Source organism: Paenibacillus lautus, assembly GCF_050482385.1.
Classification (GTDB): domain Bacteria; phylum Bacillota; class Bacilli; order Paenibacillales; family Paenibacillaceae; genus Paenibacillus_AQ; species Paenibacillus_AQ lautus_B.
Window position 1 is genome coordinate 1 of the sequence record NZ_JBCNHV010000002.1, and the last position, 23,173, is coordinate 23,173.

Genomic DNA, 23,173 nt, shown 5'->3' on the forward strand with positions numbered 1-23,173 from the left:
CGGTCGAGGGCTTATCCAAAACTATTTCAATGTGCTGCACATTCGTTTCGTATCTAGTTTTCAGGGAATCAATCTCTGTAACTGCATACAAGTTATGATGGAGAGATACCCAAGTGGCTATAAGGGGACCCTCTGCTAAGGGGTTAGACTGCGTAAGCGGTGCGAGGGTTCGAATCCCTCTCTCTCCGCCATTTGAATAACTTGAACGCAAATAGGTTTATATGGCGGTGTAGCTCAGCTGGCTAGAGCGTACGGTTCATACCCGTGAGGTCGGGGGTTCGATCCCCTCCGCCGCTACCATACATACCTGGAGGCTTAGCTCAGCTGGGAGAGCATCTGCCTTACAAGCAGAGGGTCGGGGGTTCGATCCCCTCAGCCTCCACCATGTACTTATTTTTATCACCTTACCATGCCGGTGTAGCTCAATTGGTAGAGCAACTGACTTGTAATCAGTAGGTTGGGGGTTCAAGTCCTCTCGCCGGCACCATCTTTAATAATGTGGAACTGTGGTGTAGAGGCCTAACATGCCTGCCTGTCACGCAGGAGATCGCGGGTTCGAATCCCGTCAGTTCCGCCATTATTTACAAGCTTCAGGGATAAGAATCCATAACCGGGTTCGTCGGAGCATATCTTCGTTAGCAGAGACTTCGCAGTCTCGAACGAAGAGAGAGTATCCCGTCAGTTCCGCCATTATTAATCTTAAGGAATAAAAGTGGTCGGTTTTCCACAGATTAAAGTGGGCAGGATTGCATTCCGCACTTTATTTTTATGTCATTTATGTAAGGCTCGGTAGCTCAGTCGGTAGAGCAGAGGACTGAAAATCCTCGTGTCGGCGGTTCGATTCCGTCCCGAGCCACCTTTATATCCTGGAGGATTAGCGAAGTGGCCAAACGCAGCAGACTGTAAATCTGTTCTCGTCCGAGTTCGGTGGTTCGAATCCATCATCCTCCACCAGTAAATAAGAGCCATTAGCTCAGTTGGTAGAGCACCTGACTTTTAATCAGGGTGTCGAAGGTTCGAGTCCTTCATGGCTCATCCGAAGAGTCGTCAACGTTGTTGACGGCTCTTTTTGTGTTATTTTAAGCTGTTTTTCTCCAATGTAAATGGACTTAGAGAGAAGGCATTGTCGTTTGTACAGGGTGTTATGCTAAAATAAGAAAAAACGATAAAGTGGTGGAGTCATCAATGGTGGAGATGGAGCACATCGTTCAGAAACTAGAGCAGACCTTGGGTACCTCACTCGGTTTAAAAACATTGAATGATCAGGAAGCAGCATGGTTAACAAAATCAATAGCGACCTCACCGCCATTCGGTGATCGGGTTGGTCATGAGGAAAGAGCCCAGAGGGCTAGTAACCGTGAAGAAAACAGAACCTCATACCATCCACGAAGGGTTCACGGCGCCTATGTGCACAAGGACCTCGGTGAGATTTGGATTCCAGTGAATCAACAGGATTCTAGCCGGGTAATCGTAGCGGATCAAAATGCCTTAACGGAGTCAGAGATTGGGCTTATAACTCTACTATTGTCGAGCCTTCAGGATACGACACCAGGGGTAATGTCCAAGAGTGCTGGTAAGGTTGAAGAAGAACGACGCGCCCAACAGTTGGGTGGTTGGTTAAAGGAACGTCTGCAAGCCGGTGAACTGCTTGCTGAATTACCAGAGGAAATGTGGATTCGGACAAGCTTGACGGAGGATATGGTTCCCTTTCTTCTTATTCATGAGAGCGAGCATGCACCCACTCCAAGTTATAAGGCGCTGCATCGATTATTACGCAGCTATTTTGGCGGGGACATCATTCTGGTACCACTGCTAGATAAAGAATGGATTATCCTGGCGAACCAGGAATTATTGGACGGTATAACAACGGATGATAAAGAGGATGCTTCGGTGGAAGGCGATCAAGATTTGCTCTCCTTATTCTGTATGGGGCTTTACGAGTTGATTTCAACGGAGTGGGTGGGGGATTTCCATATCTCTGCGATACCGGCAGTTAATGCTTTGCATGCTCTGCCACAGACCGTTAGCATGTTAAGAGAGACCATGACCATCGGCCGGACGTTCCAGGTAAAGGAACATATCCATCTGTCGACCGGGCTTCATTTGGAGCGCCTGGTTTATAGCATTCCCGAGTACCAGCGCAATCAATTTCTGCGAGAATACGCTGCAGGACATACCGATTTGTTCGAGGATAGTGAGACCTTGTCAACGTTGGAGTCTTTTTTCGAATTGGATTGTAACGTGAGCGAGACGGCCAAGCACCTATATATTCACCGTAACACGCTTCTGTACCGCCTGGATAAGATCAAACAGGAGACGGGGCTTGATGTTCGCAGCTTCAGTGATGCGGTTTTAGTGAAAATAACGCTTCTATTGTATAAAGTGACGAAAAGGAAATAGGTTTTTTGTGCAGATTGTGTATAGCAAGTCAGGTGCCTATGGGGTAATATAAGATTATAAATTAATTGTATTCGATTTCATAACATTCATATGAGGGGGCAAATGCACATGGCTGGTGTACGCTTAGAGCATATTTACAAAAAGTATGCAGGTGCGGATAAAGCAACTGTAATTGACGTTAATCTGGATATTAAAGATAAAGAATTCTTGGTATTGGTAGGTCCTTCCGGTTGCGGTAAGTCCACGACATTGCGTATGATCGCAGGTCTTGAGGAAATTTCTGAGGGTAAACTTTACATTGGCGACCGCGTTGTTAACGATGTAGCACCTAAAGATCGTGACATCGCGATGGTATTCCAATCCTACGCCTTGTATCCACATATGAACGTATATCAGAACATGGCATTCGGTTTGAAACTCCGCAAAGTGAAGAAAGACGAAATCGATAAACGTGTACGTGAAGCAGCTAAAATCTTGGACATTGAGCATTTGCTCGAGCGTAAACCAAAAGCTCTTTCCGGTGGTCAGCGTCAGCGTGTTGCCTTGGGCCGTGCGATTGTCCGTGATCCGCAAGTCTTTTTGATGGATGAGCCGCTTTCCAACTTGGATGCGAAACTCCGCGGTCAGATGCGTGCTGAAATTACAAAGCTGGTTAAGCGTCTTGAAACCACTTGTATCTATGTAACGCATGACCAAACAGAAGCTATGACGATGGGTGACCGTATCGTTGTTATGCAAGACGGCATTATTCAACAAGCGGATTCCCCAGAGCAACTGTACAACAATCCGAACAACCTGTTCGTTGCTGGTTTCATTGGTTCCCCAACCATGAACTTCATCAGCGGTAAATTGTCCGAGCAAAACGGTGGCGTATACTTCACTTCCCAGGGCTTGAACGTTCAAGTTCCAGGCGGCAAAGCACAATTGCTCAAAAACAAATCCATGATTGGCAAGGAAGTAATCATGGGTGTTCGTCCGGAAGATATTCATGAAGAGCCAGTCTTCCTGGAAGCTTCTCCGAACACAATCTTCACTGCAAAAGTTGACGTAACCGAGAACCTTGGTCACGAAATGCTCTTGTACCTGAGCGGCTTGGGCACTGATACGGTTATCGGTCGTGTAGACGGACGTTCGACTACTCGCGAAAGCGACAATGTGAAATTGGCACTCGACATGAACAAAGTTCATATCTTTGATAAAGAGTCTGAATTGAACGTATTGCTCGAAGACTAATCTTCAGCAATCGGGATCTCTTGAAAACCGCCCTCTCAAGGGGCGGTTTTTTTAGGAGAAAAAGACAAATAATCATGGTAGTATTTACGCCTAGAAAAAGATTTGGGACGTCCTTCGCAGTTGCTAGTAGAGGTTTTCGATGGGTAGCAATCTATTTAAAGCAGCCAACCCAGAGGCAGGAAATAAATGGAGTTCTATAATGATCCTAATAAAACATGACCTTAATATTATTCAAGTTCTAGTATGCAATAGTAGTGAAGGATCACCCCCATATAAGCCTAATGTCGCAATGGAGTAGCCGGATAGAATTGCATTCATTGGCTTTTTTCGATAAGATAAGCACAAAGCAAGGCATACATAAGTATGGGACATACGAGATGTTGAATCATATTTCATGTGAATTGCTAGATCGCTGATAAGGCTTATAAAGATTGTACTTTAGAAAATATCGAATATGGAATATATCATCCAATACGGGCCGTGTATATGACGGTTGCGTTGTGATGTCAATATACAATGGAAGAAGAGGGGTAAGACCATGGCCAAGAAAGTGAAGGTATCCGAGCTGGTCCAGCAGTTTCAGCTGGAGGTCATCGCAGGTGAGGAAGGCTTAAAACGTCAGATTACAACGGACGATCTGAATCGCCCGGGATTGGAAATGGCCGGTTATTTTGAATACCATCCACGGGAACGGGTCCAGCTTCTGGGGCGCACGGAGTTGGCTTTCTTCGGAATGCTGAAGCCGGAAGAGCGTAAAGAGCGGATGCGCAGCCTGTGTACGGAAGAAACACCTTGCATTGTGGTTACACGTTCCTTGGAAGTGCCGGAGGAACTGGTGGAACTCGGGAACGAAAGAGGTTTGCCTGTACTGCGCAGCAGTATGGCGACAACCATTCTGACAAGCCGATTCACAAGCTTCCTGGAGCGCAAACTTGCACCAACTACAACCATCCACGGGGTCTTGTGCGATGTTTATGGGGTGGGGATGCTGATCACAGGTTCAAGCGGTATCGGGAAAAGCGAGACGGCACTGGAGCTCGTCAAACGCGGACACCGATTGATTGCGGATGATGCGGTGGAGATACGTCAGACATCGGATTTTCAGCTTCACGGAACGGCGCCGGAGCTGATTCGCCATCTACTGGAGATTCGCGGAGTGGGTATTATTAATGTCATGACGTTATTCGGTGCAGGAGCCGTTCGGAACAATAAACGGATTACGCTTGTTGTTCGATTGGAAGCCTGGCAGCAGGATAAACAGTATGATCGTCTGGGATTAGATGAAGAAACAACACGAATTATTGATACAGACATCCCTCTAGTCACCATTCCGGTTCGTCCAGGACGTAACCTTGCGGTTATTATTGAGGTAGCAGCTATGAACTACAGATTGAAACAAATGGGACTGAATGCTGCGCTGCAGTTTACGAACAAACTGACAGCTACGATCGCTGAAGATATGGACGATTTGGACTAGGACTAGGGAGGTTATAAAAGATGCAAACATTGCTCATCGATCCGGTGGCGTTCTCCATCGGATCGCTGCGTGTTCATTGGTATGGCTTGATTTTGGGGTTGGGAGCTTTGGCGGGGCTGTTACTGGCCATTCGCGAGGGGAAGCGTTTTGGCATCCCGCAGGAATTTTTCATGGATTTGCTCTTGCTTGGTGTTCCTTCCGCAATCATTGGTGCGCGTATTTATTATGTAGCTTTTAAATGGGAAGATTATAAAGACAACTTCCTGGATGTGTTCAAAATATGGAACGGCGGGATTGCCATATTCGGTGCCCTTATTGGTGCCATTATCTGTGCGTTAATCTTTGTTCGTCGGAAAGGCTACTCATTCTGGCGGATTGCCGATATCTGTGCTCCGTCCCTGTTGGCCGGTCAGATCATTGGACGCTGGGGGAACTTCGTTAACCAGGAGGCCTATGGCGGTCCTGTAAGCGAATCCTTTTTACGCGGACAACTGCACCTGCCTGATTTCATCGTGAATCAAATGAATGTACAAGGTGTATTCCACCATCCTACCTTCTTATATGAATCGCTATGGAACTTGGTGGGTATTGTCATATTGCTTATTCTCCGCAGACAGAAATTCCTACGTGCAGGCGAACTCTTCATCGGATATTTCATCTGGTATTCCATCGGTCGATTCTTCATTGAAGCGGTTCGTACGGACAGCTTGGCGTTCCAAGGCTCAACCGGACTTGCCGACTTCATTAACAATACGCTGTGGGCACCGATGACTTGGATGGGCTTTGAACTGGGCCATCTGGATCCGGCTTACGGCAATATTCGGATTTCACAGCTGCTGTCGGTGTTCTTCGTCATTGCAGGCATCGTATTGATCATTGTACGCCGCGTAACAGGCCGCGCCAATGTGCGTTATTTGGACCCCATCGTGTCGACGAAGACCGGAGCAGGGCCAACGCCTGAGGCTGACCTTCAGACGGATAAAGCCGTGAAGTCATCTGCGCAGGCACCTGTTAAGCAGGATAAACCGGCAGCAGATCCAGTAGAGAAGGATGATACAAGCTCTCTAACCCACGCCCAGGAGACGGAAGTCAAACCGTCCCGAGTAGAAGATACTCCGGCAATAAAACCAGATACGGAGGACAAAAAGGAGTAGTTACAGCATGATAGAAACCGTACTGTTTGATTTGGACGGAACCATTATTGATACGAATGAATTGATTATCTCGTCGTTTCTGCATGTCTTCGAGGCTCAAGCACCGGGAACGTTAACCAGGGAGCAGATCATTCCACACATGGGAACCACGCTGGAACAGCAGCTGCAGGCTTTCTCGGGAGGCGTCGAGGATGTTAGTCCGTTTGTCAAAGCCTACCGTTCCTTTAACACGCTTCATCATGATGAGATGGTTAGACCATTCCCTCATGTAAATGAGGTCGTGGAGCGTCTTCATCGTCACGGGCTTTCGCTTGGGATTGTCACAACAAAGATCCGTCCTTCTACGATGATGACTTTGGAAAGGTACGATCTCGAGCGATTCATGTCGGCGATTGTTACGGTGAACGACGTCGAGCATCCGAAACCGCATCCTGAGCCCGTTCTGACGGCAATGGAGCGGCTAGGCGCCAATCCGGCTACGACATTGATGATTGGGGACAGTCCGGTCGACATTCAGTCCGCCAAGGCGGCGGGTGTGAAGGCCGCAGCTGTAGCTTGGTCCCTGAAGGGTGAGCAGAAGCTGATGGAGTATGGTCCGGATTATGTTTTAAAGAATATGAAAGACCTGTATGAAATCGTAAGACTTCAAGAGGAATAGGAGTTTTGGCAGCATGGCCAGAAAGGTTACCCGTTATCCTGTAGAAGGGCCCAACGCGCTATGGCAAATCTACCGAACCGTGAGCCCGTTCAAGGGCGTCAAGAACTTCATCTTTATCCAGGTGGCCCGTTATTGCCCTATCCTGCCCTTGAAGAACTGGATATACCGCCATATGCTCGGGATGAAGGTGGGAAGGCATACCGCGTTTGGATTGATGGTCATGGTGGATGTGTTTTTTCCGGAGAAAATATCTATCGGCGAGAATTCGGTGATCGGCTACAATACAACGATTCTTGCGCATGAGTATTTAATACAGGAATATCGTCTGGGTGAAGTGCGGATCGGGGAGAACGTGCTCATCGGCGCGAACACCACGATTTTGCCTGGCGTAACGATCGGAGATGGAGCGGTTGTTGCTGCAGGGTCTGTCGTACATAAAGATGTGGCACCGGGTGTTTTTGTAGGCGGCAATCCATTGCGAGAGCTGAAGAGGACATCGACGGAAAGTGAGTCAATTTGAGGTAATGTGACAAGTTAGGTTCTCAAGCTACCTGAATTATTGTAGAATGAGTAGAGGTTAACATGACACAAAGCGATTCCATAGTCCCCGGGGTATGAGAGCCTTGAGGGACTTTTTTTCCCGTCCATCCTTATCCAATGACTCTATGAAAATACTTGAAATCAAGGAGGCGACGCCTGACATGAGTGCAACGCTGAATAAAAAGGAAAGGCTCCCGCAGCTCGATATTTATCGTGCGCTGGCCATCCTGGGCGTGCTTCACGTTCATGCGACTTCATTTGCAACGGTTGATGCGATTGATTCGCGATTCTATTATATTATTAATTTTTTGAATATTTTCTTTAAATATGGTACACCCTCGTTTATATTCCTAAGCAGCTTTGTGCTGTTCTATAACTATGCAGACCGGCCTCTGACCAAGGATCTGATCAAAAACTTCTACAAACGGCGCCTCTTGTACATTTTGCTGCCATATGTGTTGTTCTCGATCATTTATTTCTTTGTGCGGATGTATCAGAACGGGTTGCTCAACAGCTCATTTGATCTATGGGCTCAGATGCCGCTTTTCTTTGAACGTTTAATTCGGGGGCAGAACTATACGCACTTATATTTTGTATTTATCAGTTTGCAGTTCTATATCCTGTTCCCGATCTTTCTTAAGCTATTTAAATCGTCACGGTTTCTGGTACGGTGGGCGGTTCCCATCGGGTTCCTGCTTCAATGGGGCTTTATCATATGGAATAAATACGAGCTGCACTATACGTTTAAAGGAAGCTTGGCCATTTCGTATTTAGCCTACTATATGCTGGGTGCTTATCTGGCGATGAATTACGACAAATTCAAGGGCTGGCTAACGTCATCCTGGAAAAAGCAGACTTCAGGTCAAAGAGTAGGTACGGTCGTGTTATGGGCAGGTTGGCTTGCGATGGCCCTGACACATGTGCAGATTTGGTACAATCAGAGATTGCACGGTGCTAAATACGACTCCCTGTTGTACGAGCTGCTATGGAACCTGCACACGGTTTTCTCCGCGATTGTACTGATGCAGCTGGCCAGTTGGCTGTATAACAGCGGTTGGAAACTCATCGTGAAGGTGCTGACGCGTATTGGCGAGTTGTCCTTCGCGATCTATCTGGTGCATCCGCTCTGGCTATTCCTGTACCGGGAGTACGATCTCAAGCTGAATCCGGTAACCGATGATTATCTCATCTGGATATACGGCGGCATGGTAACTGCGCTGATTGTCAGTGCGCTGGCGGTACAAACGGTGTTCCGGTGGATTCCAGGCTCCTGGATGCTGCTTGGCAGTGTTCCGCGATCATTGAAGCCATCATCCAAAACAACGAAAGCACCAACGCAGAGAAAAGACGCCGTTACAGGTGACAGCAAAAAATCGGTAGATCTATAATCATAGCAGGTATACTTTTTTCTTTTCCATCAGTATGAAGCAAAGCCGTCCGGCAATCGGGCGGTTTTTTTGTATTATGCCTGCCGCTGGACATAACAGAGGTCACCCCCTAGACAAGCAAGCCACTCCAGCTTGTTCTTGTGTTACAATAATACCCAGAAGTTAAGCGGATTCTTTGGCGGCTAGGGCGGATCACAACGGAGAACGATACATAACAGGACGCATTCATGATGCATTGACGATCAGGCAGGGTTCATGGTAATATAGCCAATATCCTTTAATTTATTAGCAAGGTACCACTTTACCATAGTAAAGCAATTTTCTGAATTTGAGGTGGAGCGTCATGTCTAAACCGAAAGGCTTCGAGAAACCGGCAGGTGTTCGTGATTATCTCCCTCATGCGGTCACCAAGCTGCGCCGGATTGAACGTGAAGTGCTTGCATGTATGGACCGCTGGGGATACCAGCAGATTATGACACCAACGATGGAATATTACGATACGGTAGGCGTGGCAAGCTCTACGTCGGACCAAAAACTGTTTAAATTATTGAATAAGCGTGGAACAACCATGGTGCTGCGGTCCGATCTGACCGCTCCTATAGCACGGGTCATGTCATCCCTCCTGAAGGATGAGCCGTTACCGGTGCGTTTGTCTTACCATGCAAATGTGTTTCGCGCAATCGAAGAAGAGGCGGGCCGGGAGGCTGAATTCTTCCAGACGGGTGTAGAGCTTGTAGGCGACGATACGCCGGAGGCCGATGCCGAAGTGATTGCGCTGGCTATTGAATCCCTGAAGGCGGCAGGTGTGGAGAAATTCAAAATCGCGATGGGGCATATGGGTTACCTTAATGGCCTGCTCCAGGAGGTGCTGCCTGAGCGGACGGAGGATCAAGAGAGCCTGAAGCAGGATCTGCTGAACCGCGACTATGTCGGATACCGAAATACCATTGCCAGTCTGCGACTTACGGAGACACAGCAGGACCAGCTGGAGGGAATCCTAAAGCTGCGCGGGGGCAAGGAGATTGCCGGGCAAGCACTTGAGATTAGCAGCAATGATCTCGCAAGAGCTTCTATTGAGCACCTATGCAGAGTATGGGAGGTGCTGGAGGCATACGACGTTTCCCGGCATGTTCTGTTTGATCTGACGATGCTCGGAGACTTCTCCTATTACACTGGCATGACGTTTGAAGGCTATGCTGCTGAACTTGGTTCACCCGTTGCAAGCGGCGGTCGTTATGACAAGCTGCTCCAGCAGTTTGGCCGTGCGGTTCCGGCAACCGGCTTTGCGCTTAAGACCAATCGCATATTGGATGGGGTGCAGGGAGAAGAGATTGCTGAGGAGCTGCCCGTTCTAATCCGTTACACGGCTTCCTATCGCAAAGAAGGTTTGGCGAAAGCATCAGAATTGCGGGCGCAAGGTCATACCGTCATCACCTCGATCATGCCGGACTCGGCGAATGTCCGCGATGAGGGGGTACCCGTTGTATCCAGCAGCAGCCTGATTAATAGAGGTTACCGAGAGATCATTACCCTTCGATAGAACGCTGATATATCACTCTATTTTATATAGGTTAAGGTCAGGAGGATTTGAACGTGGCGGAAACGTTGAAAGTAGCGATGCCCAAAGGGCGTATATATAAAAAAGCATCCGCGCTGTTTCGTTCAGCCGGACTTCCGATTCCCCTCGATGTGGATGAGACGCGCAAGCTGGTCATTCCCTTGCCGGAGGCAGGAATGGAATTTATTCTGGCGAAGCCGGTGGATGTGCCGACTTATGTGGAATACGGTGTCGCGGATATCGGAATCGTTGGCAAGGATGTGTTGATGGAAGAGAACAAAGATGTCTATGAGTTACTCGATCTCGGCATCGCAAGGTGCCGGATGTCGGTTATCGGCTTACCGGACTGGAAGCCGGGCATACGTCAGCGGGTTGCCACCAAGTATCCGAATGTGGCTTCGCAGTATTTCCGTGAACAAGGCCAGCAGGTTGAAGTTGTTAAGCTGAATGGTTCCATCGAGCTTGCACCGCTTATCGGCTTGGCGGACCGGATCGTGGATATGGTGGAAACGGGCCAAACGCTCAAGGAGAACGGACTTATAGAGATGACCAGCATCTTTGAAATTACAAGTCGCCTGATTGCCAATCGTGTCAGCTATCGGATGAAGAATGATGAAATTCAGGCATTGTGCGATCGGCTCCAAACGGTCATTATGTCTGAGGGAGCGAATATACAGCGCTAAGTAACGCAGGTACAAACAGGATGAGCAGGATGGATCGGACAAATAGATTGTCATTCGTAAGAAACGCTATGCGTGTATGGAAACCATATGAGATGCAAGCAGCGGGATTGGGGGAGATGAAGGTGAAGGTTGTATCAGCGCGTGATTTTCAGCTAAAACGGGAAAATGATTACGGCACACCAGAGCAGAATGAAGTCGTGAAGGCGATTGTGCGGGATATTCGGTCCGAAGGAGATGCTGCCTTGCTGCGGCATACCGAGCAATTGGACCGTGTCCGTCTGACCGCAGATCAGCTTCGCGTAACGGATGAAGAGCTTAAGGAGGCTTATCATCATGTGGAGTCTTCGTTCGTGAAGGCGATTCAGGCCGCGGCGAATAATATTCGCGCTTTTCATATGAAGCAGAAGCGTAATTCCTGGATGGATCTTCAAGCCGACGGCAGCATCTTGGGACAGATCATTCGTCCGTTGAAGCGCGTGGGTGTATATGTTCCCGGCGGGAAGGCAGCCTATCCTTCGTCCGTGCTGATGAACGTCATCCCGGCTCAGGTGGCAGGCGTGCCCGAGATTGTCATGGTCACCCCCCCGGCTACCGGCGGGAAGGATGGAATTAATCCCTATATCCTGGTCGCCGCAGCCGAGGCCGGCGTTACGGAGATCTACCGCGTAGGAGGAGCTCAGGCGATTGCGGCGTTGGCCTACGGTACGGAGAGCATCTCCCCCGTTGATAAAATCTGCGGTCCCGGCAATATTTACGTTGCGCTGGCCAAGCGGGAAGTGTACGGGGCGGTCAATATTGACAGCCTGGCCGGTCCGAGCGAGATTGCGGTATTGGCCGATGACAGCGCAGATGCTTCGTATATTGCGGCGGATTTGCTCTCCCAAGCAGAGCATGACGAGATGGCATCGGCCATTCTCGTGACGTCTTCACGCAAGCTGGGCGAGGCCGTTGCCACTGAAGTGGAGCGGCAACTTGAGCTGCTGCCGCGGCGCGACATCGCCCGCGCTTCCGTTGACACTTACGGCGCGGTGATTATAACGGAATCGCTTAGAGAAGGGATTGAAGTTATTAACCGTTTGGCGCCGGAGCATCTGGAAATTGTGACAGAGGAGCCGATGGCGATTGTGGGCCAGATCGAGAACGCGGGTGCGATCTTCCTGGGGCCATACAGCTCGGAGCCGGTGGGTGATTATTTTGCAGGACCGAATCATATCATTCCGACGAATGGGACGGCACGGTTCGCATCGCCGGTTGATCTGGACGATTTCATTAAGAAATCAAGTTTAATCTATTACAGTAAGGAAGCCCTGCTGCGCGATGGCGAGCAGATTATGGAGCTGGCTCGGCGCGAAGGGCTTGAAGGCCATGCCCGGGCGATCGAGATTCGGCTTGAACAGGAGCGTTAAGCATCAAAGAGGAACATGAATGATTCGTGCATACTAGATAAGTTTAGAGGAGGCAATCAACGTGAGCAGTTTGGATGCAGCAGCAAGATCAGCCGGCGTCAGCCGCAAAACCAATGAGACCGATATTGCCCTGGATTTCAATGTTGATGGAACCGGGATCTCGGAATTGGAAACCGATGTACCGTTTCTGAATCATATGCTTGATTTGTTTACGAAGCATGGCCAGTTTGATCTTCGCGTGAAGGCGAAGGGAGATATCGAGATCGATGATCACCACACGGTGGAGGATATCGGGATTTGCCTGGGGCAGACGTTCCGCGAGGCGCTGGGCGATAAAAAAGGGATTAAGCGGTACGCCAGCGTGTTTGTACCGATGGATGAGGCGCTTGCTCAAGTCATCGTGGATATCAGCAACCGTCCGCATTTTGAGTATCGGGCCGAATATCCTTCGCGGCAGGTAGGCTCTTTTGATACTGAGCTTGTCCATGAATTTCTGTGGAAGTTGGCGTTGGAGGCGCGGATCACGCTGCATGTCATCGTTCATTACGGACACAATACCCACCATATGATTGAAGCGGTATTTAAGGCGCTTGGCCGTGCATTGGATGAGGCGACTACCGTGGATCCGCGGGTGACCGGCGTGCCATCCACGAAGGGAGTGCTCTAATCGATGGCCATTGCAATCGTGGATTACGGTATGGGGAATCTGCACAGCGTCAGCAAAGCAGTGGAGCGGCTTGGATATAAGCCGCTCGTCACCGGGGAGCGAGAGGAGATTCTGGCGGCGGATGGCATCATTCTGCCTGGGGTCGGCGCGTTCGGCGATGCTATGGAGCAGCTGCGCGAAACCTCGCTGGACTCGGTCATGAAGGAAGCATCGAAATCGGGGAAGCCGTTGCTGGGGATTTGCCTCGGCATGCAGCTCCTGTTCAGCCGGAGCGAGGAGCATGGCAAGTTTGAAGGGTTGGATATTTTGCCCGGATCGGTTGTACGGTTTACGGGTGGTGACTACAAGGTGCCGCATATGGGCTGGAATTCATTGCAGTTCGAGAAGCGGGAGCATCCGCTGTTTGCGGGACTTGAGGAAGGTCATGTGTATTTTGTCCACTCGTATCATGTTCTTCCTGAGGTTCAGGCTGATTTGCTGGCGGTTACCGATTACGGTCAGCCAGTGACGGCCATCGTGGGCCGCGGTTCGGTGTACGGCATGCAGTTCCATCCTGAGAAGAGCGGGGAGCTTGGGATGAGCCTGCTTCGCAATTTCTTGGCTTTAACGTAATGTAAGGCGATCAAATAGACCAGAAGGAAAGTGGGAATGGGGATGTCCTCTTTTATCATATATCCGGCAATCGATATTCGCGGCGGCAAATGCGTCAGGCTCGTGCAAGGCGATTATAATCAAGAAACGGTATACAATGACAATCCGCTCGAGGTAGCCAAATCATGGGAAGAGCAGGGCGGCACCTTTATTCATCTCGTGGATTTGGACGGAGCGAAGGCTGGCCACCCGGTAAATGACGATATCATCGGGAAGATCGCAGCAAGCGTTCAGGTTCCAGTTCAGGTAGGCGGAGGTCTGCGCACGCTGGCGGATGTGGAGCGGCTGCTGTCGCTTGGCGTCAGCCGGGTTATCATCGGTACGGCGGCGATTGAAGACCGTGTCTTTACGGAAGAGGTGCTGGGCAAGTACGGGGATAAGGTGGCCATCGGGATCGACGCGCGCAACGGATACGTCGCAACTAGGGGCTGGCTGGAAACGTCGGAGGTTCAAGCCGAGGTGTTGGCTAAGGAATTGGCAGCCAAAGGAGCGGAAACCTTCATCTTTACCGATATTTCCCGTGACGGGATGATGCAGGGGCCTAACGTGGAAGGGATTGTCTCGCTTGCAAAAGCCAGCGGCCGCTCGGTCATCGCTTCGGGCGGCGTGACGAAGCTGGACGATTTGCTGGCGCTCAGCGCGCACAGCGGCGACGGTGTAGGCGGAGCGATCGTAGGCAAGGCGCTGTATACAGGCAATATTGATCTGAACGAGGCTATTACGAGAATCAAGTAAGGCTGGACTTAGGGGCCGTTCAAATAAACGGTTGATCGATAGAGTTCATAGGGAAGAGGGGAACGGCATGCTGGCAAAACGGATCATACCTTGCCTGGACGTGAAGGACGGCCGGGTGGTGAAAGGTGTAAATTTTGTGAATCTCCGCGATGCGGGCGATCCCGTGGAATTGGCGGCTCTCTATGACCGGGAAGGCGCAGACGAGTTAGTCTTTCTGGATATTTCGGCATCGGTCGAAGGCCGGGCGACGATGGAGGAAGTCGTGCGGAGAACGGCAGGGGAAATCGCCATTCCTTTTACCGTGGGAGGAGGCATTTCGTCCGTCGAGGACATGAAGCGGATTCTGCGGGCAGGCGCGGATAAGATCGGGATTAATACGGCAGCGGTCAAGCAGCCGGAGCTCATCTCAGCCGGGGCACGCAAATTCGGCTCCCAATGCATCGTTGTGGCCATCGATGCCAAGTACAACGAAGCGTGGGGGGAATGGGAAGTATACACGCATGGCGGACGTACGCCTTCCGGCATCAAAGCGCTGGATTGGGTGAAGCAGGCGGAAAACCTGGGTGCGGGTGAGATTTTGTTAACCAGCATGGATGCAGACGGAACGAAGGATGGGTTCGATCTATCGCTAACCTCTGCCGTATCTTCGACGGTGCAGATCCCGGTCATCGCGTCCGGCGGCGCCGGCAAAGAGGATCACTTCTATGACGTGTTTACCAAGGGCAAGGCGGATGCCGGTCTTGCGGCAACGATTTTCCATTATAAAGAGATCTCGATTCCTCATCTGAAGTTGCATCTTAGTCAAAAAGGAGTGGATATACGGTGAGCGAAGATATGTTGAAGGATTTATCCCTGGAGCAGGTCAGCGAGCATATCCGTTGGGATGCCTCGGGCCTGGTACCGGCAATTGTACAGGATGCACAGAGTAAGCAGGTGCTGATGATGGCTTATATGAATCGGGAGTCTCTTCGCTTGACGCTGGAAAGCGGCGAAACTTGGTTCTGGAGCCGTTCGCGCGAGGAGTTGTGGCATAAGGGGGCAACTTCTGGGAACGTCCAGACGGTCGTTTCCATGACGTACGATTGTGATGGAGACACCCTCTTGCTGCTGGTGGATCCGAAGGGACCTGCTTGTCATACCGGACAAACAACCTGCTTCTACAATGAGATTACGGTTCAGGGGCAGGAGAACGGGACTGCGAATAACCATGCAGCTGCAGAGGGCGGGCGGTTTGCGGTTCTGGCCGAGCTGGAAGAAGTCATTGCCCAGCGTGAAGTGGAGCGGCCTGAAGGGGCTTATACGACTTATCTCTTTGATAAAGGGGTAGACAAAATCCTGAAGAAGGTGGGCGAAGAAGCTTCGGAAACGATCATCGCCGCCAAAAATAAAGACAACGCCGAGCTTAAGCTTGAAATCAGCGATCTGATCTATCACCTACTGGTACTTCTTCAAGAGCGCAAGCTCCCGCTGGATGAGATCATGGATGAGCTGAGTCGCCGCCACGAACGGCCACGCCGCGATTAGGAGGCCTACCGATGCATATTGATTACCATACCCACCATGCCCGGTGCGGACATGCCGAGGGGCAGCTGGAGGAGTATGTACGGCGCGCCATTGAACTCGGGATGGATCAATTGGGCTTGTCGGATCATATGCCCTTGATTCACGTCAACCCGGAGACGTATTATCCCGAAATGGCTATGCTGATGGATGAACTGCCGCGTTACGTTGAAGAGTGCCTGCTTCTGAAGGAGCGTTACAAAGGACAGATTGACATTCGGATCGGTCTCGAAGGCGATTATATCGAGGGATACGAAGAACAGATCGAGCGGATTGTGAAGGACTATCCGTGGGATTATGTCATCGGCTCCGTACACTTTCTGGGTGAGTGGGATATTACGGATTACCGTCAGACCCAAGGCTGGGAGGGGAAGGATCCGCTTGAGGTTTATCAACAATATTATGATGCGGTGCAGAAAGCCGCCGCGACCGGCTTCTATGATATCATGGGCCATCTGGACGTGATCAAGCGGTTCGGTTATGGACCAGGCTCCGAACAGAAGTCGGAAGTGATCGCTCTGGAACAAGCCGCGCTTGCGGCTGTGGCCCAAAGCGGGAAAGCCATGGAGCTGAATGCCTCCGGTTTATCGAAGGCCTGTGAGGAAATGTTTCCGAGCCGCCGTATGCTGGAGGAAGCGGTTAAGCTTGGCATTCCGTTGACTTTAGGTTCGGATGCCCATCAGCCGATGAAGCTGGGCGAGCATCTGGACCAGGCCAGAACACTGCTATGGGAGCTTGGCGTTCGGGAGATTGCGACCTTCCGTAACCGGAAGCGGGAGATGGTGCTTTTGAATGTTGAGGGAAACGATGTATAATAAAGATAAGCACTAATTGCAAACAGGTTTATTGCAGACGGCTGTTTTCTACTCCTAGAGACCCTTCTTCGAAGAGGTTGACGGAGGCGGGAACGGCCTGATTTGACGATAACGCTTTCAACGAGATCGTTGCATCATCAGCCATTATCAACCACTCTCGTCAGGAGGTCCTCATGTATCGTTCATTACGATTGTTCGCCGGAACTTCCAATCCGGCGCTTGCTGCAAATATCAGTAAGCAGTTGGGAGTTGAACCGGGAAAGATCAAGATTTCCCGCTTTCAGAGTGGCGAAGTTTATGTGCACTTTGAAGAGAGCATCCGCAATTGCGATGTTTTTCTGCTGCAGTCCTTTTCTCACCCTATCAATGAAATGTTCGTAGAGCTGCTGGTGATGATTGATGCCGCGAAGCGTGCTTCCGCCAGAACGATCAATATCATTGTGCCTTATTACGGTTATGCCAGACAGGAACGAAAGGCAGCACCGCGTGAGCCGATTTCGGCCAAAATGGTAGCTGATGTGCTGACCACAGCCGGAGCCAACCGCGTGATTACGATTGATCTGCATGCCCCTGCGATTCAGGGCTTCTTCAATATACCGGTGGATCATCTGACTGCGCTCGATCTGATTACGGAATATCTGAAGACCAAGAAAATCGAGAACCCGGTCATCGTATCCCCCGATGCCGGGCGGGCGAAGACAGCCGAGAAGCTTGCGAGCCGCCTCGGATCGCCGTTTGCCATGATGATCAAGCAGCGTCCTGCCCATAACGAAGCCGTTATCACCCATGTCATTGGCGACGTGGCGGGGCGTACGCCGATTATTATCGAGGACTTGATTGATACGGGAACCACCATCGTGCAAGTGGTCGAAGGTCTGAAGGAACGGGGAGCGAATGATGCCATTGTTTGCGCAACCCATGGGCTCTTCTCCGGTGAAGCGCTAAGCCGTCTGGACCATGCTCATATCGAGGAAATCGTGGTCACAGACTCCATCGTGCTCCCAGATCATCACTGCAAGATGCGGCTTAAGGTGCTGTCTGTTGCGCCCATGTTGGCCCAGGCAACCCACATTATTACCGAGGGCGGCTCGATCGCCACTTTATTCAAAGACGCCGGTGTGTAAACTGGTGTCTTTTTTCTGCAAATGACGTTGAAACTTGTGTTATACTGTTGTGGATAGAGGAGCAAGTTAAAGGAGGTGCCTTGCTTTTCGTGAATGGTTATCCATATGGGTCCAGTGACCCCCACAATGTTATATCTATCGAGATGAATGCCAATTTCTTCTTCGATCGCGCGGTTCGTTCGCTTGATCGTTTCCAATATGACAGGGCTCTGAAATATTTTCGCAAAGCTGTTGAATATGAACCGGATAATCCGGTGAATCATTGCAATATGGCGGGTATATTATCAGAGACGGGAGATTATAAAGCTTCCAACGATGTGCTGGCTCACATTTTGGAGCAGGTTGACCCGTTGATGACGGAGTGCTACTTCTACATGGCGAACAATTACGCCAATATGGAACAGTTCGAGCAGGCGGAGGAAGCGCTTGTTACTTATTTGGAGGAAGACCCCAGCGGTCAGTTTCTGGATGAGGCCGAGGAAATGATGGAGCTGCTTCATTATGAGCTGAATCGCCCTGCCAAGCTGAACCGGATCAAGAGTCGTGAAGGCGTGATCGAGCATGAGCATGCCCGGGCACTCCTTGAGGAAGGGAAATTCGCACAAGCGGTCAAGCTGTTGGAGGAAATCGTCAAGGATTATCCGGATTTTCTGGCTGCGCGCAACAATCTGGCTCTGGCCTATTATTATATGGGGCGCTTTGATACTGCGAAGCGCACCATTGGCGAGGTGTTGGATCAGGAGCCAGGCAATCTGCACGGTTTATGCAATCTGGCTATCTTCTTTCAGCATGAAGGAAACCAGGAGCAGCGTGACCGATTGATGGACATGCTAACGGTGACGGTTCCTTTTCATCAGGAGCATGTGTTTAAGCTGGCAACAACGATGGGAATACTGGGGCAGCACGAAATTGCCTACGGTCATTTTCGCCGGTTGTTGAAGGAAGATGAGTTTAGCGGAGATCCTAGTCTGTATCATTATACGGCCGTTGCGGCATGCAACAGCGGTTATTATGACAGGGCCGAGAAATATTGGCGGCAAGCATTGAAGCTGGACGGAGATTCGGTGATTCCGAATTTCTATCTGGCGCAGCTGCAGAAGCGTAAAGAGACCGGTACGGACCAGATGAAGGTGAGCTACCACTATCACCTTCCGTTCGAAGAGCAGTTCAAACGCTGGGAGCATGATGGCGACAAATTGACGGAGGAAGCGAAACAGAATCCGCTGATTCGTTCTTCGTTCTTCTGGGCGCTCCGGCATGGCGATCCCCATACCAAGCTGCAGGTGATCCGGACGCTGGAATTGATTGCCGATGAAGAGGTGCAGCATGCGCTGCAATCGTTCCTACAGGAGCCGGGAGAGGATGCGGAGCTGAAAGATGCCGCCCGCCTGGTACTCCAGCAGATGGAGGCCGCAAGCAATCGGCTGAAGGAACGCCGCGACGATCGCGATATATCCAGCAGCAAGACCCGTGAGGTGCTGCCGGATTGGCTGCCTTCCTGGAAGGCGGTGCTGGAGAAGGCAGAGCAGACCATGGACATGCGGGTAGACCCTTTTTGGAAAAAAGAGATGGAGAAACTCTGGTCCGAGTTCCTGAGCCAGCTGTACCCTGATATTCCGAACATTCGGAATGTGGAGGGCTGGGCAGCGGCATTGGAATATCTGACGGCCAAGAAGCGTGGACGAACCCTAACCTATGAACAGGTGGCTGTCCGTTACGGTATTTCGCCATCAACGGTGAGTCGTTACGCACGTCAAATGGATAGCGTATGTGAAACGAAAGCACAGCCGGATGATAATTTCCGGCCATTTACGGAAAACATTTAAGTAAGAACCCATATTCGGATACTTAGGAGACCTTGGTATGTGAAGATTCCATAAGTCCTGAATAGGATGTAGTACGTAACAGAAATCGACACCTTAAGGAGGCCGTATCTATGTACAAATCAATCGTAATCGGAACAGGACCTGCCGGATTGACGGCAGCCATCTACTTGGCACGCGCGAACTTGAAGCCGCTCGTTATCGAGGGAATGCAGCCGGGCGGTCAGCTTACGACAACGACGGAGGTTGAGAACTTCCCCGGATTTCCGCAAGGAATCATGGGTCCCGAGCTGATGGATAATATGCGTCAACAAGCGGAGCGCTTCGGTGCAGAGTTCAAGAGTGCTTGGGTCGAGTCCGTTGATTTCTCCGAGCGTCCGTTCAAGGTGAATGTCGAGGGCATGGGCGAGCTTCTGGCTGAGTCCGTTATTATATCGACGGGAGCTTCCGCGAAGTATCTCGGAATTCCGGGAGAGCAGGAGAACGTTGGCCGCGGCGTAAGTACATGCGCCACATGCGACGGGTTCTTCTTCCGCGGGAAAAAGATCATTGTCATCGGCGGCGGCGACTCCGCGATGGAGGAAGCCAGCTTCTTGACGCGTTTTGCTTCCAGCGTAACGGTAGTGAACCGTCGTACCGAGCTGAGAGCATCCAAGATCATGCAGGATCGTGCACGTGAGAATGAGAAGATCCAGTGGGCTCTGGACCGTACGCCGGTTGAGGTGGTTACCAGCGAAACCGGTGTTAAAGGGCTGAAGGTCCGCAACAACGAGACCGGAGAAGACGAACTGATTGAAGCGGAAGGCGTATTCGTGGCTATCGGCCATACACCGAACACGGGCTTCCTTGGCAATCAGATTACAACCGATCCGACCGGTTACATCCTGGTTAAACCGGGTACGACCGAGACGAACATTCCGGGCGTATTCGCTTGCGGTGATGTCCAGGATACCCGTTACCGCCAAGCCATTACGGCTGCAGGCACAGGCTGCATGGCCGCTATGGACTGCGAGAAATATCTCGAGGGCCATATGGTGCATGACTGGAGCGAAACGCTGAATAAATAATCCCTGATTTTTTGAGGGATGATATATGAAATAGAAAAAGCCTCTGAGCTACACAACTGACGGTTTTGGCGAGATTAACATCTCGTAAAAATCTGCGCTTGTGTAGCCCGGGGCTTTTTTGCTGAAGTTACAGACTTAATGCCTTGTTGGCATTGTTCACAGCTCCGGGTCTTTGATATCATGCAAGGCAAAGGCATTACAATTACAAATCTTGCGTCAATCGCACCATGTCGAGCAGTCGCATGCCGTTCTCATAGATTTCCTCATCATAATGGCGGACGAAAAAGTCCCGATCAATGCCTGTCATCCGAAATCCGCATTTCTGATACAGGGCTAGCTGCGCCACGCCGGTGCTTCCTGTGCCCACTTCAATCGTTGCATATCCGAGTTCCCGTGCCTGCCCGACGGCATGAATCACAAGCTGTTTGCCATAGCCTTGGCCATGCAGATTCTCGCTTACCGCAACGTTAACCAGCTCGATCGTATCGGGCCTTGTAGGCAGCAGGACGTAAACCCCGATCTGATGCGAGTCCTCTTCAGCCACATAGCAATGACCGCGCTTTACATAGTCCTCTACCAGCCTTAACGATGGATCCGCAATCAGCAGCAGGTCCATAGGGGGTTTTTCGTGAGTATTCAGCTTTCTAATGTCCACGAGCGTTTCTCCTTATTAACATCTATAGTGATTTTAAAACAGATTTATTGTAACATGCCTGGGCACGGAATTCCTGGAATTGGATGATTTCAACTGACGGTTGAATTCTTCCGGGATTCAAAAACCAGGTTATTGTATGCCTTACGTAACGCCCCTACAATGAGGTTATATAGGAGCGTGATCCATATGAGAGACATGTTAGCCAAAAATATTAATCGTTACCGCAAAGAACGGGGGCTCACCCAGGAGGGATTGGCTCACAAGCTGGGCGTTACGTTCCAGGCGGTATCCAAATGGGAAACGGGACAAACCATGCCCGATATTGCGCTGCTTCCGGAGCTGTCACAGCTGCTGGACGTCAGCATCGATAAGTTGTTTGGTTATGCTTCGACGGGCAAACCGATCAGCATATATGAAGAGGAGTACAAAACACCGAAGTACTATTGGGGGACGGAGCCGAACGCGGCCTGTTACCAGGTCCTTGAAATGATCCCGCCCACAAGAAGGGTAAAGCTGCTGGATATCGGGTGCGGGGAAGGGAAGGATGCCGTGTTTTTTGCCCGTAACGGCTATGAGGTCACAGCATTCGACATATCGGATGCGGGGATCGAGAAAACGAAGCGACTGGCGGATAACATCGGGGTACACGTGAACGTATTCAAGGCGGATATTTCGGATTACCGTCTGGACTCGGAGTTTGATGTATTGTATTCCAGCGGCGTACTGCATTATATCAGACCCGAGTATCGTGGGGAAATCTTTGCTAATTATAAAAAATTTACGTCGGCAGAGGGATTTCATTGCCTTAATGTGTTCGTACAAAAGCCGTTCATTGCGCCTCCTCCCGAGGATGAGCCGTACGCTTACGACTGGAAATCCGGGGAGCTTATGATGCACTATCACGATTGGTTGATTCAAAGCTGCCCGGAGGTGATTTTTGATTGCAACTCGTCGGGTATACCGCACCGGCATGCGATGAGTAAGTTGATTGCACAGAAGGCGTAATGAAAGGCAAGTTAGGCAGTTTTCTTAAGATATCAGAAAGTATAAACTTCGAAGCTTGTGACTTCCTGATATCGCAAGAAAAACTTCTTCTAACTGCGGTCTGTCATCTGTGAAGGTACGTCGATAGACGTTTTTCTTACTTTTTCGTACAAATATGAGGATGGTTAACATAGTTGCCCCTTCCCAGACATACATAAGGGTGTAGGATTAATATTGGCATGGGAGGTCTTTCATGAACAACCCTAACCATTTTGGTTATCCAGCGCCGCCTGCGGGTTATGCACCGGGTTACTATGCTTATCCGCCGCCCCAACCGATACCGCCGTATTACGCGCCTCGTACCTCGGCAATTCCGCAGCCAGCCCATTACGCAACGTTGGTTGAACCGGTATTTCTTGAACATCTGCTCCGGCATAAAGGAGCTAAGGTGGTCATTATGACCACTGCGGGTAAAGTGGAGGGGATCTTATCCGGGGTGGTGGTAGACCATCTCCAACTGACGATTGGGGATAATAAGGCACTGCACATTCGTCTGGCCGAGGTGGTGTACTTCGAGGGAGTTCCGTTGTGATAA

The 23,173-nt window shown here is 50.4% G+C and carries 22 protein-coding genes and 8 tRNA genes; 29 read left to right on the plus strand and 1 reads right to left on the minus strand.

Features of this window, described 5'->3' with window-relative positions; genetic code table 11:
• Positions 1 to 99 precede the first annotated feature (99 nt).
• The 27 genes from ABEW73_RS04805 to trxB all read left to right on the plus strand — a co-directional run bounded on the left by ABEW73_RS04805 (position 100) and on the right by trxB (position 20,939).
• Positions 100 to 191, plus strand: a tRNA-Ser gene (locus tag ABEW73_RS04805).
• A 32-nt stretch (positions 192 to 223) separates the two neighbouring features.
• Positions 224 to 300: transfer RNA gene (locus ABEW73_RS04810), tRNA-Met, on the plus strand.
• A 9-nt stretch (positions 301 to 309) separates the two neighbouring features.
• Positions 310 to 385 (plus strand) — tRNA-Val (locus tag ABEW73_RS04815).
• Positions 386 to 411: 26 nt separating this feature from the next.
• Positions 412 to 487: transfer RNA gene (locus tag ABEW73_RS04820), tRNA-Thr, on the plus strand.
• 13 nt (positions 488 to 500) lie between these two features.
• Positions 501 to 577, plus strand: a tRNA-Asp gene (locus tag ABEW73_RS04825).
• Positions 578 to 783: 206 nt separating this feature from the next.
• A tRNA-Phe gene (locus ABEW73_RS04830) sits at positions 784 to 856 on the plus strand.
• 12 nt (positions 857 to 868) lie between these two features.
• A tRNA-Tyr gene (locus tag ABEW73_RS04835) sits at positions 869 to 954 on the plus strand.
• A gap of 8 nt (positions 955 to 962) precedes the next feature.
• Positions 963 to 1,035: transfer RNA gene (locus ABEW73_RS04840), tRNA-Lys, on the plus strand.
• A 150-nt stretch (positions 1,036 to 1,185) separates the two neighbouring features.
• Complete coding sequence (locus ABEW73_RS04845) at positions 1,186 to 2,400, plus strand: PucR family transcriptional regulator (RefSeq protein ID WP_430169626.1); 1,215 nt, start codon at positions 1,186 to 1,188, stop codon at positions 2,398 to 2,400.
• Positions 2,401 to 2,508: 108 nt separating this feature from the next.
• Entirely contained in the window at positions 2,509 to 3,633 is a 1,125-nt protein-coding gene (locus tag ABEW73_RS04850; protein ID WP_430169623.1) for an ABC transporter ATP-binding protein, read from the plus strand.
• Between the two features lie 538 nt (positions 3,634 to 4,171).
• Entirely contained in the window at positions 4,172 to 5,110 is a 939-nt protein-coding gene (gene hprK / locus ABEW73_RS04855) for an HPr(Ser) kinase/phosphatase (RefSeq protein ID WP_430169620.1), read from the plus strand.
• Between the two features lie 20 nt (positions 5,111 to 5,130).
• Positions 5,131 to 6,264: a prolipoprotein diacylglyceryl transferase gene (gene lgt / locus ABEW73_RS04860; RefSeq protein ID WP_430169618.1), complete on the plus strand. Its 1,134-nt coding sequence runs from the start codon at positions 5,131 to 5,133 to the stop codon at positions 6,262 to 6,264.
• 7 nt (positions 6,265 to 6,271) lie between these two features.
• Positions 6,272 to 6,922: a pyrophosphatase PpaX gene (gene ppaX / locus ABEW73_RS04865; protein ID WP_430169616.1), complete on the plus strand. Its 651-nt coding sequence runs from the start codon at positions 6,272 to 6,274 to the stop codon at positions 6,920 to 6,922.
• A gap of 13 nt (positions 6,923 to 6,935) precedes the next feature.
• The gene (locus ABEW73_RS04870) at positions 6,936 to 7,442 is read left to right on the plus strand and encodes an acyltransferase (protein WP_430169613.1); all 507 of its coding nucleotides are present in this window, start codon (positions 6,936 to 6,938) and stop codon (positions 7,440 to 7,442) included.
• A 181-nt stretch (positions 7,443 to 7,623) separates the two neighbouring features.
• On the plus strand, positions 7,624 to 8,850 hold the full coding sequence (locus ABEW73_RS04875) for an acyltransferase (RefSeq protein ID WP_430169610.1): 1,227 nt from the start codon (positions 7,624 to 7,626) through the stop codon (positions 8,848 to 8,850).
• Between the two features lie 343 nt (positions 8,851 to 9,193).
• Entirely contained in the window at positions 9,194 to 10,390 is a 1,197-nt protein-coding gene (locus ABEW73_RS04880) for an ATP phosphoribosyltransferase regulatory subunit (protein WP_430169607.1), read from the plus strand.
• A gap of 53 nt (positions 10,391 to 10,443) precedes the next feature.
• Positions 10,444 to 11,091 carry an ATP phosphoribosyltransferase gene (gene hisG / locus ABEW73_RS04885; protein ID WP_071219446.1) on the plus strand — a complete coding sequence of 216 codons (648 nt, stop codon included), beginning with the start codon at positions 10,444 to 10,446 and terminating at the stop codon, positions 11,089 to 11,091.
• A gap of 122 nt (positions 11,092 to 11,213) precedes the next feature.
• Complete coding sequence (hisD, locus tag ABEW73_RS04890; protein ID WP_430169635.1) at positions 11,214 to 12,497, plus strand: histidinol dehydrogenase; 1,284 nt, start codon at positions 11,214 to 11,216, stop codon at positions 12,495 to 12,497.
• Positions 12,498 to 12,558: 61 nt separating this feature from the next.
• Entirely contained in the window at positions 12,559 to 13,164 is a 606-nt protein-coding gene (gene hisB / locus ABEW73_RS04895; protein ID WP_430169603.1) for an imidazoleglycerol-phosphate dehydratase HisB, read from the plus strand.
• 3 nt (positions 13,165 to 13,167) lie between these two features.
• Positions 13,168 to 13,776, plus strand: coding sequence for an imidazole glycerol phosphate synthase subunit HisH (hisH, locus tag ABEW73_RS04900; RefSeq protein ID WP_430169600.1), 609 nt, complete (start codon positions 13,168 to 13,170; stop codon positions 13,774 to 13,776).
• A gap of 42 nt (positions 13,777 to 13,818) precedes the next feature.
• The gene (gene hisA / locus ABEW73_RS04905; RefSeq protein WP_194540367.1) at positions 13,819 to 14,550 is read left to right on the plus strand and encodes a 1-(5-phosphoribosyl)-5-[(5-phosphoribosylamino)methylideneamino]imidazole-4-carboxamide isomerase; all 732 of its coding nucleotides are present in this window, start codon (positions 13,819 to 13,821) and stop codon (positions 14,548 to 14,550) included.
• Between the two features lie 67 nt (positions 14,551 to 14,617).
• Entirely contained in the window at positions 14,618 to 15,376 is a 759-nt protein-coding gene (hisF, locus tag ABEW73_RS04910) for an imidazole glycerol phosphate synthase subunit HisF (protein WP_430169596.1), read from the plus strand.
• Positions 15,373 to 16,074 carry a bifunctional phosphoribosyl-AMP cyclohydrolase/phosphoribosyl-ATP diphosphatase HisIE gene (hisIE, locus tag ABEW73_RS04915; RefSeq protein WP_430169593.1) on the plus strand — a complete coding sequence of 234 codons (702 nt, stop codon included), beginning with the start codon at positions 15,373 to 15,375 and terminating at the stop codon, positions 16,072 to 16,074. Before hisF ends, hisIE begins: the two co-directional genes overlap by 4 nt.
• An 11-nt stretch (positions 16,075 to 16,085) precedes the next feature.
• A complete protein-coding gene (hisJ, locus tag ABEW73_RS04920) occupies positions 16,086 to 16,925 on the plus strand; it encodes a histidinol-phosphatase HisJ (protein WP_430169590.1) in 840 nt (279 codons plus the stop codon).
• 173 nt (positions 16,926 to 17,098) lie between these two features.
• Positions 17,099 to 18,049, plus strand: a complete 951-nt coding sequence (locus ABEW73_RS04925) for a ribose-phosphate diphosphokinase (RefSeq protein WP_076326139.1) — start codon at positions 17,099 to 17,101, stop codon at positions 18,047 to 18,049.
• A gap of 89 nt (positions 18,050 to 18,138) precedes the next feature.
• Positions 18,139 to 19,875, plus strand: a complete 1,737-nt coding sequence (locus tag ABEW73_RS04930; RefSeq protein WP_430169587.1) for a tetratricopeptide repeat protein — start codon at positions 18,139 to 18,141, stop codon at positions 19,873 to 19,875.
• Positions 19,876 to 19,985: 110 nt separating this feature from the next.
• A complete protein-coding gene (gene trxB / locus ABEW73_RS04935) occupies positions 19,986 to 20,939 on the plus strand; it encodes a thioredoxin-disulfide reductase (RefSeq protein WP_076326141.1) in 954 nt (317 codons plus the stop codon).
• A gap of 202 nt (positions 20,940 to 21,141) precedes the next feature.
• Here the strand turns inward: trxB and ABEW73_RS04940 are convergent, their stop codons facing one another.
• Positions 21,142 to 21,594: a GNAT family N-acetyltransferase gene (locus ABEW73_RS04940; protein ID WP_430169584.1), complete on the minus strand. Its 453-nt coding sequence runs from the start codon at positions 21,592 to 21,594 to the stop codon at positions 21,142 to 21,144.
• 186 nt (positions 21,595 to 21,780) lie between these two features.
• Here ABEW73_RS04940 and ABEW73_RS04945 point away from each other — a divergent pair, with 186 nt between their 5' ends.
• Both ABEW73_RS04945 and ABEW73_RS04950 read left to right on the plus strand, forming a co-directional pair.
• Positions 21,781 to 22,599, plus strand: a complete 819-nt coding sequence (locus ABEW73_RS04945) for a helix-turn-helix domain-containing protein (protein WP_430169581.1) — start codon at positions 21,781 to 21,783, stop codon at positions 22,597 to 22,599.
• Positions 22,600 to 22,831: 232 nt separating this feature from the next.
• Entirely contained in the window at positions 22,832 to 23,170 is a 339-nt protein-coding gene (locus ABEW73_RS04950) for a DUF2642 domain-containing protein (RefSeq protein WP_430169578.1), read from the plus strand.
• Positions 23,171 to 23,173 lie beyond the last annotated feature (3 nt).

Excerpts from the sequence above, each read along its gene's own strand:
- ABEW73_RS04925 (WP_076326139.1), top strand. The coding sequence starts at position 17,099 with ATGTATCGTTCATTACGATTGTTCGCCGGAACTTCCAATCCGGCGCTT.
- lgt (WP_430169618.1), top strand. The coding sequence starts at position 5,131 with ATGCAAACATTGCTCATCGATCCGGTGGCGTTCTCCATCGGATCGCTG.
- ABEW73_RS04850 (WP_430169623.1), top strand. The coding sequence starts at position 2,509 with ATGGCTGGTGTACGCTTAGAGCATATTTACAAAAAGTATGCAGGTGCG.
- ABEW73_RS04950 (WP_430169578.1), top strand. The coding sequence starts at position 22,832 with ATGAACAACCCTAACCATTTTGGTTATCCAGCGCCGCCTGCGGGTTAT.
- hisH (WP_430169600.1), top strand. The coding sequence starts at position 13,168 with ATGGCCATTGCAATCGTGGATTACGGTATGGGGAATCTGCACAGCGTC.
- ABEW73_RS04880 (WP_430169607.1), top strand. The coding sequence starts at position 9,194 with ATGTCTAAACCGAAAGGCTTCGAGAAACCGGCAGGTGTTCGTGATTAT.
- ABEW73_RS04875 (WP_430169610.1), top strand. The coding sequence starts at position 7,624 with ATGAGTGCAACGCTGAATAAAAAGGAAAGGCTCCCGCAGCTCGATATT.
- trxB (WP_076326141.1), top strand. The coding sequence starts at position 19,986 with ATGTACAAATCAATCGTAATCGGAACAGGACCTGCCGGATTGACGGCA.
- ppaX (WP_430169616.1), top strand. The coding sequence starts at position 6,272 with ATGATAGAAACCGTACTGTTTGATTTGGACGGAACCATTATTGATACG.
- hisA (WP_194540367.1), top strand. The coding sequence starts at position 13,819 with ATGTCCTCTTTTATCATATATCCGGCAATCGATATTCGCGGCGGCAAA.
- ABEW73_RS04845 (WP_430169626.1), top strand. The coding sequence starts at position 1,186 with ATGGTGGAGATGGAGCACATCGTTCAGAAACTAGAGCAGACCTTGGGT.
- hisF (WP_430169596.1), top strand. The coding sequence starts at position 14,618 with ATGCTGGCAAAACGGATCATACCTTGCCTGGACGTGAAGGACGGCCGG.
- ABEW73_RS04870 (WP_430169613.1), top strand. The coding sequence starts at position 6,936 with ATGGCCAGAAAGGTTACCCGTTATCCTGTAGAAGGGCCCAACGCGCTA.
- ABEW73_RS04945 (WP_430169581.1), top strand. The coding sequence starts at position 21,781 with ATGAGAGACATGTTAGCCAAAAATATTAATCGTTACCGCAAAGAACGG.
- hisJ (WP_430169590.1), top strand. The coding sequence starts at position 16,086 with ATGCATATTGATTACCATACCCACCATGCCCGGTGCGGACATGCCGAG.
- hprK (WP_430169620.1), top strand. The coding sequence starts at position 4,172 with ATGGCCAAGAAAGTGAAGGTATCCGAGCTGGTCCAGCAGTTTCAGCTG.